This window comes from Bacteroides faecalis (assembly GCF_003865075.1).
Taxonomy (GTDB): Bacteria; Bacteroidota; Bacteroidia; order Bacteroidales; family Bacteroidaceae; genus Bacteroides; species Bacteroides faecalis.
Map to the genome: position 1 here is coordinate 118,097 of NZ_BHWB01000005.1, position 12,154 is coordinate 130,250.

Sequence of the window (12,154 nt, forward strand, 5' to 3'; positions counted from 1 at the left end):
TTCAGTTTCTACTATTCCACTACTTTACTACTTGTAGTATTTACTATTGGTAGTATTCACTACTAATCGTATTTACTACTAATCGTAAATACTACCCAGCCACCGTTCCCGAAAGTTTTGCTTTCGGGCATCTGGGCTTTACGTCTATTCCGGGATTTCCGTTTCCATCAATCAGCCCCCGTGCTCGCCGTGTCAGCGGCGAGTGGCTCCATCGTCCGTCAAATTGAGCACATGCCCCGCCTCATTGACCTTCTGCGCAAATGCCAACGACTTCCCGATGCCACTGGCATCCCAATCTCTGCAATACCGCTCGATAGCCTCCTGATGTCTGCACTTCAGTTCATGCTTATAGAGTTTCAATGCCTCCTTCTCAGCTCGCTCGGTGGTGTAGGTCATATAGCACTCGTGCGGCTCCTCCACACCATACACTCCGCTCGTCGATCCACGTCGGATAAACACCTCACGGAAGAAACTTCTTCCCTCCTTGTTATCCAAGCGGTTGACAGTGAATATCTTCTTGCAATCCACATCCGTCAATCCTAATATCGCCTTGATCTCGTCGAATCGCTCACGAAATTTGCTTTGGTCGAGCAGCATCACCACGTCGGAGTTGTTGATGATGGCTTCCTTCACGATGGGACTGCCGATGATGTCCTGTATCTCCTGTGTCACTACGCCCACGCTCGCCCAGAACTTTCGGGCTGTCTTGTGTAGGCTAAGCACCCAGCGCCTTATCATATTTCTATGGTAGGTTTCCAAATGCTCGCCCCCGAACCGGACTTACACCTCTCAGCGTATCCGGCTCTCCACTAATTTCAGTCTATCTTTCCGTCATGTATCTTCTTGTGACAACTCCTGCACACGGCAATCGTCTTGCGTTTACGGGCAATCATGTGTCGTTCCCAGCTTTCCTTTCCCTGCAAGTTCTTTAGTTTCCTTACATGGTGCATAACAAGGTCGTCTGTCGCTCCACATAATTCACACTCACGGGCTTTCAGCCTTTCAACAAGGCTTGTCCGCCCCGCAGTATAAATTGTTCGTGGCATAATGTCACATTCCGATTTATAGGTGGGCTTCTTTCGTTTGAAGCCACCGTCGTAAAAGTATCTTTCCTTTACACCAGTTTTAGTCATGTGCGTTACGATAAACCTACCGTTCTTACGATATTTCTTGTTTACCTTACGTGTTCGGCACTTATATTTGCCTGCAAACGTTTTGTACATGCTGTATTCCATGATGTACTTGAAATTATTCAAGGCATGGGCGCAGTTGTTGGCTATGGAGTAGTAATTATAGAACCCCACGATTTCCCGATTATAACTATCAAGGATTTCAAGGTCGTCATTGAATATCAGTCCCGATTTACATTTCGGTTTCCATATTTCCTTTCCGTTACGGTTTGTCAGTTCCAAGACTCCCCAATCGAAAAGTTTTTTACGGACTGTTTCCGTACTGACATTCAAGCAGACCCTTTTACCATAGGTTCTTCTCAATCTACCCCGTTTATCCCGTCTTTGGTCATTGGACTTTCTTACAGTGATTTCATATCCGAGAAACTTGGCCGGTCTTTCCGTGTGAGTGACAAGTGTCTTTTCATCGGACAGCTCCAATGCCAGTCTGTCAGCAAGGAAGTTTTTAATATCTTCTTTTATCTGTTGCGCATCCTGCTTGCTTCCGATAATTCCCACAAGAAAATCATCTGCATATCTTGCATATTTCATTCTTCTGTAATCGGCATCCATTTCTTCGCCGTTGGGATATTTAGCCCGTCCTTGTTCTATTGCTTTCAGTTCAAGGATTAGCTTTGTCCTTTGCCTTTCGTCTTTTACGAACTTCAATCTTCGCACAATACGTTTTCTTGCATTGCCAAAGTCCATACTTTCTCTACTGAATTTTCGTTTCTTCCCTTTGTCGAATTTGGCTGTGTATTCCTTTATATACTTATCCAGCTTGTCAAGGTATATATTAGCCAATATCGGGCTGATGATACCCCCTTGCGGTGTGCCACTGTAAGTATTGTGGAATTGCCAGTCTTCGATATATCCCGCTTTCATAAACTTGCGTATCAATCGGATGAAGCGTTCATCCGCAATACGCTCCAAGAGAATGTTTATCAATACATCATGGTTTATATTATCAAAGAAGCCTTTTATGTCTCCCTCCACAAACCATTTTGCACCATTAAACTCCTTTTGGATATGAGTTAATGCAGTATGGCAGCTTCGATTGGGACGGAAACCATGCGAGGTGTATTCAAAATTTCCCTCGTATATGGCTTCCAGTACCATTCTTACTACTTCTTGTATCAACTTGTCATTGAAAGTCGGCACGCCAAGAGGTCTTTTCTTACCGTTTTTCTTCGGTATGTACACCCTCTTTGACGGTTGGGGCTGGTACGTTTCATCTTTTAACGTATCAATCAACTTTTCAATTCGTTTCAGGCTCATGTTGTCAATGGTCTGACCGTCTGAACCTTTAGTCATGTTACCCTCTTTAGCGTAGATACGCTGATAGGCAACGTAGAACATTTCCTCATTGAACAAAATTCTGTAAAGACGTTCAAACTTATAGCTTGCATCCTTACTGTGTTCTGATAGACTGTTTAATACTCTTTCTGGACTTCTCATAATGTCTCTCACATTTTCCGTTAATTGTATTAATAATTAGCTGCTTCCCTTCGCCATGTACAAGGCGTTACCTTGCTCAAACTACTATGGAAGCTCCGTTACCACTCCGAATTTTCATAGGTCGAACCTAATAGCCTTTCGGCACTTCGGGATAGGTAATCCCCGTTTATTACATCGTAACTGTTGGCATGATAGATTGTCGGATACGACTTCCGTCCTTTACTCGCTTACTGCGGTTGTGTCGTGATAAGTTCTTGCTACCTTCATTCCTATACACTGAAGTAGTATCACGATATGGCGATTGATAGTTACCTTACGCCATAGCCTCAAGGGGGACCATTCGGACTATCGTTCAATCAATTCGGACTTTATCCTCATATCTATCTTTTCATCTCGCCATTCAGTCGCAGTTTGGTAACTAACTGACTTATGACTTTTCCGACATGCTACACTCCCTGCTCGGTTAAGTTTTCCCGAAACAGATAAGTCGGCTGATGATAGGTCATTTTCAAAGAACACTTTCCTAATCTCTTGCCAAAGAGATATTTACGATGCAACCTTTACGGGCGCACATAGGTACTTGATGTACTCGGCCATCAGCGGCGAGGCGATGGCTTTCCATGCCTCCTCGATGACAAGGCACTTGCGGTTCTTCTTCAGGCGCATCTTCTGCAGGAACACGTCCATGATGATGAGCGTCACGATGGGGAAGAGCTGCTTGTTCTCCTTGATGGCATCCACCTCGAAGACGATGAAGGTCTCGTCGAACAAGGTGCTATCCACGTTCTCGTTGAGAATCTTGTCGTACTTGCCGCCACGGTAGAAGTTTTGGAGCATATAGGCGAAGTTGTCGCAGTCGATGGTGGTGATGTTGTTCTCGATGCAGATCTGGTCGAGACGCTCACAGGCGAACTCATAGAATGAGTCGAAGGAGAGGGTCTTCACGCTCAATGCCATGCGCCGTTCCTCCAGTCCCTTGATGAGTTTCTCCACCTTGTCGTGTATCTGCGTCAGCTCCGTGCCGCGCCGCTTCTCCATGGTGGAGAGGTTTTTTCTCAGTGTCTCCTTCTGTGAGGAAGGATAGGGCTGCACACCGTTGAAATAGAAATCGTAATACTCCGTCACCAACTGCTCCACGACACGGAACTCCAGTTCGGGTATCTGCGTCTCCGAGCCTTTCCATATCAGCAGTATCAGGTTCTTCAGGAAGTCTATCTTCTCAATGTTCAGCTCCCGCTTGCTGATGTTGAAGGGGTTCATGGTGATGGGCTTGTCCTCCGTATAGGCGATGTACTTGCCGCCCACATACTCGCAGAGTCCCTCATACGAGTTACCCGTATCGACCATGACGATGTCGGTGTTCTGCTCCCACAACTGACGCACCACGCTGTTCATGTGGAACGACTTGCCGCTGCCCGAAGGACCCAAACAAAAAAAGTTCGAGTTGTCGGTCAGCTTCTCCTTTCCCTCCTTTCCTGTGATGTCGATGGCTACGGGCACACCTTGGCGGTCGGTATAGTATATCTTCAGCGGGGTGTCCTCATTATGCACGATGCGCTCCTTGTACATCAGACAGGTGGCGGCATCGCCGAGGGTGAGGAATCGGTCGTAGTCGGCATTCATGCCATAGCAGTTGCCGGGGAAAGAGTTGACGAACAGCTCCAACTGGTTGTAGGCCCGCTTGCTGATGTGGATGCCCATGCGCGAGAAGGAGTTTTCGAGATGGTTGGTGCATTTCTGTATGTCGGTGTCGCCGCTCACTGCCACCACGAGGTTGTAGTGGGTATAGACGAGCTGCTTGCTCTCACGGGCTATCACCTCCTGCACACGCTTGATGTCCTCTACAGCCATCAGGTTGCTGGGGTTGGGCATGGAGGCATGGCGGTTTTTCTTCTTGTCGAGTAGGGCAAGCTCACGCTTCTGGTTGGGCACGAACACCATCTGGTTGAACACCACGCAGTCGGCTCCGGGCACGCTATCGACGATGCTCACGAGATCAACGGGCATACTGGTGTTGTTCACCTCGATATTTGCGTAGGGACGGATGACCGACGGCAAGTTGGCATAATCCACATCCACAAGGCTATACACCTTGCAGCTACGGTCCCCCATGCCGATGGTCTCGTCATCGACCTTGAAGTTGGTCATCGACACCACCTTGTCACGGAAGTTCATGGAGAAGAAACGGTCCACATACTCGCAGGCTTCCGTTTTGCCGAGGAATCGGGACTTCACGCCGGCATCCCTCAGCTGGTCGTGCACCTTGCGTATCTTCACCAAGAAGTCACGCCATTTCTTGTTGTCGAACGACATCAGACGGCTCTTCTTGTTCTCCTGTGTGATGGTGAGGTAGCAGACGCTGTCGGTAAAGGGTCTGCCGTTGAAATAGCGGAAGTAACTCTCGCTCAGGAACTCATGATTTCCACCGTTCTCTTCCTTGAATGCCTTCCTCACAAACACGTCCTGCTTGTGCAGCGCATAGCCTTCGCCCAAGGTCTGGGCAAGGGCGGCGAAGAGGTGGGTGAACTCATAGTAGGCCTCGATGTTGGCGGAATACTTCTGCACAGGGTTCTCCATCTTCAGAACAGCGGAGTATTCGCCCGTCTTGGTATAGAGCACGCCGATGCCATCCACTTCCTCGATGGAGAAGTAGATGTCCTGGAAGATGCGCTTGCGCTTCCCTCCCGTGCCGAATGCCTTGACACTGATGGCCATGCCCACGCAGATGGCTGAGAATATGAGTATGATGTATAGGGTCATTGTTCTTTTTCTTTTTTAATCGCAAAAAGGCGGGCGCACCCTCATGCGTGATGCCCCCACCTCCATTCACTTACAATCATTGATAGCTTTCCACTTGGACATAATGGATTCTCTTTTTTGTTTTACACTTTCTTTGAATAGGCATAGATGAATATGCCGTTGTCACTCTTCTTGCTGTGCAAGCCCTTGCGCTGCTTCATGACGATGAGAACGCCACCGACAGCTACGGCGAGGACTAGCAGCACGAGTCCTGCCACGAAACCGAAGATGCAGTAGCCGAGGATGAAACCCGCAACGGCTCCTCCTGCGGTGGCTGCCGCCCAGTAGATGTAGCGTCCCTGCAACCCGAAGAACTCCAATGGACGTTGCAGTCCCTTGAAAATGGGATAATCCGGAAAACGCTCTTGCTTTGTATCTGCCATAACTGTCAGTGTTTTAACGTTCTACATACTCACAATCTCACGCTGCGTTTAACCTCCAATGCCGAAGAACAGAGGCAGTGCCTGGGCTGCTGCAATGAGGAAAATACATGCGCCGACGACCATCATGATCTTCTTTTTCACGTCCTGTTCCTCGTTGTTCATGGCGATGTAAACGCTTATGGCTCCGACAATTGCAACGACACCTGCAATGGCATAGCAGAGCTTCACCACGATAGGTACATACTTGGCAATCTCCTCCGTCACTGTGGTAAGCGCGGTCGTTCCTGCCGAGTAGTCGCCGGCTGCGTTCTGTGCCATTGCTGCGGTGGTGCCGACAAGCAACATCAGGGCGAGCGTTTTCATGCGCTGTGAAGAGAAGAATCCCTTCACCTTCTTGTTAATCCTTTCAAACATTCTTTTTACCTTTTAATTTGTTACACTTTGAGTTATCTTATCTCGTATCACCTGTATCTCAAATCTGATAACCGAAGAAAGCGGGGAAGACGATGGTCGCTCCTATGAGGAACAGGCAGGCTCCCACCAGCATCATGATGTTCTTCTTCACTCCTTCTTCGCCCGTATTCATCTTTATATATATCTGCAAGGCGCTGACTATGACCACGATGCCCGCCACTGCATAGCACAGATAAACGATATAGAGCATCATCGTCACGGCATAGTCATGGGCACTCGCAAGTGCGTCCGCTCCCCAGCTGTAGTCCACGTTGCCACACTTAGCACTGGCCAGAGCTGGGGTTAAAGCGGCATATAATGATAGAAATGCACTTCTTGTTTTTGACATCATATCTCATTATTGAGTGATTCCACCTTGACCATGTCACGTCCATTGTGACGAAGACCGCGGGCGATGATGGTGTTGTTCAATTCTTCCGAATACATGGGGTCGGAATAGGTGGTATTCACTTCCTCCATCTTCTTCTCGATTGCGCTTTGTATCTTTTCAAGCACATGAGGCTTGCTCTCTTCCGCAGTGGCGGCTGCCTCCTCTGTAGGCTCTGCAAGCTGCTTCTCCTCGTAGGCTGTCTCATATTGGTTGTCGCCTACGCTGAAACCACCGTCGCTCTCGCTGACCGCTATCGACTCTTCCTCGTCGGTCATGTCACTGACATCAAACGACTCGCCCTGTGACTTCTCGTCCTTGGGCTTTCCGTACAGATCCTGCACGATGATGACCGTATAGTAGATGACATAGATTATGGTCACGACAATGGCGAATATTACAAATGACTTCATATTTTCAAGTTTGATTTTACTATGGTTTGGCTTATTGCCGATGCAAAGGAACTACCTTTTCTTCAATCTTAAACCGAAATGACTTTCCGCGGAGCCAAATCTTAACTCTAATTTTGATTACACTCGCAATCATACTCAAAAATCAAACTCGAAAGGCACAAAAAAAGCCCTTCCGATAGGGAAGAGCTTGTAAAGAGGGTGGATGAAAAAAATGTGGATGGCTATATGGTCAGGTACTTGCCATGGGAGAAGTCCTGATGTTCGTTAGAGAAAACATAGCCCAACTGGTTGGACAAGCATTGGGTGTTGCCTATCCTGGCATCGATGTTGGTGTGCGAATGTCCGTATATCCAATAGTCTATGCCGCTATCGGTGATATAGTCCTCCAACTCTACGGTGAACGCCACGTTTGCCTTGCTGCCTTGAAACTTTGGGTGGAGCATACGGAACGATGGTACATGATGGGTGACAACAATCTTATGGGCTGCTTGCGAATATGCCACTGCATCCTTGATAAAGGTGAGGCAACGTTCATGCTCAGCATTGAATTGGGCATGGGTCATCAGCTCACCTTTATATAATATACGGCGGAAGTCGCTTATCACTTGCTCGGTGAAGTAAGCGTCCTCCAAAGGAATCCTCGACCAAAGGGTGGAGAGGATGATGTCGGTGTCGCCAATCCTCGCAATACCGTTGTAGTGGCTGAATACATTGGGACGTACCTCCAAGAGATAGCCGTCGGGCAGTGTCGCCACATCATAATATTTGTAGAACTCATGGTTGCCCATGCAGCAATGCACCTCCTTGTAGTTCTCCGATGCCCAGTCCCAAAAGGGATGCTTGGAGTAGTTGTCATCGCCGAGATAGCCGATGTCGCCGGCAAGCAGCAGTATGTCGCCCGTCACCTCCAAGGGGTGGGCTTTCAGATACCGCCAATTGTCGGCAAACTCCAGATGCAGGTCGGATGCGTATTGTATCTTCATATTGGTCATGCTTCTATAAACAATTCATCCAGTTGATCTAACAGTCCGGTCACAAATGCCTCGTCTTGACCGAGTGACTTTGACAATGGTTCTGCGAGAGTTGACCAGTCGGCTCTGATGGAGGCGACAAACTCCCTTATACATGCCACTATTGAAGCAGGAGCCTCAATGTTGTCCTCAGTCATTATGACCACATTTTTCAGGATGTCCGAACGGTGCTTCTTGATGTCTTTGGTGTTCACATGCTTGCCGTCCCGCTTGTCTGCCATGAGATTTAGGTAGGCTCTTGCCTTCAGTGCTATCAAGGCAGCGGAATTGGCATGGCGTATGCCATCAGTCAGTTGGCTGTGTGCGATAGTAAAGTGATAGTAATCATCGTCCATGATGATGGCACTAAGACTCGACACATCTTCATCGGTCGGGATAGGTTCTATGACAAATCCCTTTGGCTCTCCAAGCACGTCGGGGTGGCGTGACAGCAGTTCTATCATCTCGGGATAGCCGTCTTTACCATCAAGGAAACGATACATTTCATACCTTGGTGGCTCACCAGCCTCCTGTTTCCTCTTTTCAGGTCGATAGCCAGCCTCCCGCACAAACTGCCAGAAGCGATTGGCGAAAGCCTCGGTCATGTTCTCTACGATGACTATCATGTCGATGTCGTGTGTGGCGCGTGGACGCACCACGGTATTGGTCATGGTGATGTCACAGGCTGCTCCGCCTATCACCACATAGTTTTCTGAGTATTCCGCAAATGCTTCACGGAACTTGACTAATCCTTCCATTTCTGTTCACTGATTATTCGTTCTACTTCTTTTTCTACTCTCGGATCATCATCATCTCTCAACGAAAGGACAAGGGAAAGGCGATCAACCCACTGGCTTTTGTCGCCCATTTTGCTGACAACAGGGTATTTCCATACCTCTATGATATAGTTGCCGTCATAGATGTTGGGATTCTCCATGACATCAGCCGACTTGACGGCACGATATTCCTTGCTTGTCATCATTATCATCTCTTCCCGGTCACGATTAAGCATGGAATAATGTGCCAGGGCATTGATGCCGCATACGGGGTATTCCGCATCCAAGCGTATGTCATCGCAAAAGATGCGGTTCTCCACAGGTGACAGCAAGACGTTCTGAGCCTTGTCCCACAGTTCCTTGCCCTTCAACTCGAAGTGTACCACCTTGCTGCGCTGTCCGTTCTGAATCTTTTGACACAGTCCTACATCTTCAAGACAGGTGACACCCAACGTGACGCTTTCGTAAGAATATGGAAGCAACGGTGCAATATCCCTTGGCGACATTCCTTCAATACTGCCCACCTGTAGGTGATAGAGTAGTATGTATTGCGCCACAGGGGTCAATACTTCGGCAATCTTCCTGTTGCTTGTCTTCTCCAATGCTATGATGCCTGGCAGATGGGCATATTCCTCGGACATGACAAAGAAGACTCCTTTGTCTGCCAGTCTGTGTCGCTCGTAGGTGGGTCCGGGCGCAAGGATAAACACCGCAGGCAGTCCCAGGGCTTCGGTCAACCGCTTGCCCGTGATGGCGCAAGTCCGTGGAGAGGGATTGCCCTTCTTGGGCTCAACGAACAGCAGGGGCGTGCCTTGGTATGTGCCATCATAGAAACGGTATGAGAGTTTCTCGCCAACCGTGATGCCTTTCAGGCTTTCCTTGGCACGAGGTTCCACCTCAAAGCGTCTGCCCAATATCCTTATTTCTTTTTTCAATTCCATTCTGCTACATTTTAATAATGTATTAAAACGATGCAAAAATAAGGATAATAATTGAGAATCAAGCATGTTTGGGCGAAAAAGTGCAGATTTGATATGTAATTTCAATGCATTTGAGCCATTTTTGCATCAAATGATGGTGTTTTCGTCTTTATAATGTCATTCAGATGCCGTTCGTTTCTTCCTCATCAGATAGTCGTTGACATCCTTGTAGTCGGCATATCTGAAGGACTCGTCCGTCACCCTGTACTCGAATACATTGCTGATGCTCTCAACCGTCTTGCGTCCTGCCTGGTCGTTGTCGAGGAAGCAATGGATGTGGGTGTAACGGTCAAGGTAATGCAATGCCTGTTTGAGGTTGGCGACTGAGTTCAGTATCATATAGTCGCAAGGGCTTTCAACGACAAACCATCGGTCTTGCTGTTTAACGAGGGTCATATAAGCAAGGAAGTCCATGAAGCCCTCAAAGACCAGACAACCGTTTTGCCACTCGTTGAACGTATGGGCAAGCAGGGTGATGTCCTTATGCCCGATGCAGCCCTTGAAATAGGGATTGCGCACCTCATGTCCTTCACTCAGATTGCCAAAGGCAATGCCATAGTAATGTTTTTGCTCAACCTTGTAGTGTATCTCCCTGCAATACATCCTGCCAATGGTGATGTCTATCCGTCGGCTACTGAAATAGGACAGCAGAGAATGGTTGCTCAGTGGGAGCAGCTTCACATCGTTCATCTTGGTTGTCGTGTATTCCTTGGCTGCGATAGCGGTCTCGATTGCCTTATCCACAGTGGCAATACTCTTGGACGCAAGGTAGGCAAGGGCATCGGAAACGGATTGTTTGTTATACATACGCTTTACCAGCTCCACAAGGTCACCGCCCTCCTTAATGGCGTAGTCGTACCACAGGTTCTCCTTCTTGCTGACCTTGAACGATGCGGTCTTCTCGTCCCTGAAGGGTGACAGATACCAGTAGGCATTGCCCTTCTTCTTTTTCAGCGTTACATTCTCCTTGTCTAAGAAGTCTATAATGCTCAGTTTCTTCGATTGTTCAATATTCATTGTACTTTCATTTGTTCGGTTTTACTTTGTCCATGGAAACAGTTTACTTTACCCTTTCTCCTATATAGGCACACCCGTAAACTAAACCATTTGCTAAACTACTTTTCCGCTTCCCAATTCAGCCTCCGATTTCGGTTTACTTTGGCCTTATTTCTTATATATAGGTACGGACGTAAACTAAACTGGTTTCTGAACTGTTTTTATTCCTCTTCATGGAACAGGTCAATCTCGGCAGGTGTATATCCGAAATAGTAATGATTATCCCGCTTCACTATGAGCTTTTGCTCGTTAATCAGGTATTTCAGCATTTTGATGATGACGCTTCTGCCACGCTTAAAGCCAATGTCTGCATAGGCTTGCGTTAATTCCTCCACCATGCGATCGAATCCTTTGATAGGTTTCTCCTTGAATGCAGCCGTCAGCGCCTCGTTATGCTGTTCGGATGTCAAGTCTTGGTAAGTAAACCTTGACGGTTGCTTGTCACCTTCTTCCTTCTCCGGCGTGTGCTCGACAATCTCTGGCAACCCTTCCTCATTGACTGTAAAGGCAAACGGCTTGAACTCCTTCTCACGGATGTGCATCGCCTTCACCTCGCTGATGTCGGGATTGGTGGTGCTCTTGGTGATGACAAGCACCGTCTCTGCCTTGTTGTTCATCTCCGTACCGATATGCCCGCGCACGTTATTGTCGCCCTTGTTCTGATGCAATACGCAATGGATGTGCAGGTCATACTTTGATGACCATTCCATCATCTTGTTGATGACCTCGACCGATTCTCCCGCATTGTTGATGTCGAGAAGCAGGTCTCTGATTCCGTCGATGATGACCAGTCCATAGCTTTGGTCTTGGGCAAGCGCATAGTCTATGACCTCTATCCTGACGGAGGGCGTGTACTCTCTCAGACAGATAAAGTCAAGGTTCTCGTTGTCGATGCTTGTAGGTAGACCAGCGAGCTTCAGGATGCGCTCCAGCACATTATGGCAGTGATAGCGGCTCTGCTCCGTATCTACATACAGTATCTTGCGTTTCCCCTCTGGCAGACTGGCGCGATAGTTCAGTACCTTGCCGTTGGCGAGGGAAGCGGCTACCAAGGCAGACACGTTGAAGGTCTTTTTCGCCTTTGCCTTACCAGTAGAAGCACTGAAGTTGCCCAATGTGGCTATGCTGGAATTATCAACCCATATAATCTGAGGAGGTGTTTTATAAGTATCTGTTGCCTTTATCAACGATTCGCTCAATATGCGATTGAGACGCTGTACTCCTTCCTCTTTTGAGTTAGGCTGTACATGTTTGTTATTTTCTTCCATT

At 47.9% G+C, this 12,154-nt stretch carries 12 protein-coding genes; all 12 read right to left on the reverse strand.

Annotated features, from left to right (window positions below; all coding sequences use genetic code 11):
• Nucleotides 1-192: 192 nt before the first annotated feature.
• Nucleotides 193-723, reverse strand: a complete 531-nt coding sequence (locus EJF25_RS10485) for a TraG/VirB4 family ATPase (RefSeq protein ID WP_117722843.1) — start codon at nt 721-723, stop codon at nt 193-195.
• Nucleotides 724-815: 92 nt separating this feature from the next.
• Nucleotides 816-2,627 (reverse strand): reverse transcriptase/maturase family protein, encoded by a 1,812-nt coding sequence (locus EJF25_RS10490; protein WP_004318718.1) that lies wholly within the window; start codon nt 2,625-2,627, stop codon nt 816-818.
• Nucleotides 2,628-3,173: 546 nt separating this feature from the next.
• The gene (locus EJF25_RS10495) at nt 3,174-5,387 is read right to left on the reverse strand and encodes a TraG/VirB4 family ATPase (RefSeq protein WP_007897447.1); all 2,214 of its coding nucleotides are present in this window, start codon (nt 5,385-5,387) and stop codon (nt 3,174-3,176) included.
• 122 nt (nt 5,388-5,509) lie between these two features.
• Entirely contained in the window at nt 5,510-5,809 is a 300-nt protein-coding gene (locus EJF25_RS10500) for a DUF4133 domain-containing protein (protein ID WP_005816074.1), read from the reverse strand.
• 48 nt (nt 5,810-5,857) lie between these two features.
• The gene (locus EJF25_RS10505; protein WP_007837354.1) at nt 5,858-6,223 is read right to left on the reverse strand and encodes a DUF4134 domain-containing protein; all 366 of its coding nucleotides are present in this window, start codon (nt 6,221-6,223) and stop codon (nt 5,858-5,860) included.
• Between the two features lie 58 nt (nt 6,224-6,281).
• A complete protein-coding gene (locus EJF25_RS10510) occupies nt 6,282-6,614 on the reverse strand; it encodes a DUF4134 domain-containing protein (RefSeq protein ID WP_005812854.1) in 333 nt (110 codons plus the stop codon).
• Nucleotides 6,611-7,063 (reverse strand): hypothetical protein, encoded by a 453-nt coding sequence (locus EJF25_RS10515; RefSeq protein WP_005812857.1) that lies wholly within the window; start codon nt 7,061-7,063, stop codon nt 6,611-6,613. Before EJF25_RS10515 ends, EJF25_RS10510 begins: the two co-directional genes overlap by 4 nt.
• 221 nt (nt 7,064-7,284) lie before the next feature.
• Nucleotides 7,285-8,055 (reverse strand): metallophosphoesterase, encoded by a 771-nt coding sequence (locus tag EJF25_RS10520; RefSeq protein WP_007837351.1) that lies wholly within the window; start codon nt 8,053-8,055, stop codon nt 7,285-7,287.
• Nucleotides 8,052-8,831: a hypothetical protein gene (locus tag EJF25_RS10525; RefSeq protein ID WP_005812861.1), complete on the reverse strand. Its 780-nt coding sequence runs from the start codon at nt 8,829-8,831 to the stop codon at nt 8,052-8,054. Before EJF25_RS10525 ends, EJF25_RS10520 begins: the two co-directional genes overlap by 4 nt.
• Complete coding sequence (locus tag EJF25_RS10530) at nt 8,819-9,586, reverse strand: hypothetical protein (protein ID WP_229091557.1); 768 nt, start codon at nt 9,584-9,586, stop codon at nt 8,819-8,821. The genes EJF25_RS10525 and EJF25_RS10530 overlap by 13 nt, the downstream gene beginning before the upstream one ends.
• Nucleotides 9,587-9,946: 360 nt before the next feature.
• Nucleotides 9,947-10,846 carry a DUF8464 domain-containing protein gene (locus tag EJF25_RS10535; protein WP_005812865.1) on the reverse strand — a complete coding sequence of 300 codons (900 nt, stop codon included), beginning with the start codon at nt 10,844-10,846 and terminating at the stop codon, nt 9,947-9,949.
• Nucleotides 10,847-11,046: 200 nt separating this feature from the next.
• Nucleotides 11,047-12,153, reverse strand: a complete 1,107-nt coding sequence (locus tag EJF25_RS10540) for an AAA family ATPase (RefSeq protein WP_005812867.1) — start codon at nt 12,151-12,153, stop codon at nt 11,047-11,049.
• Nucleotide 12,154: the final 1 nt, after the last annotated feature.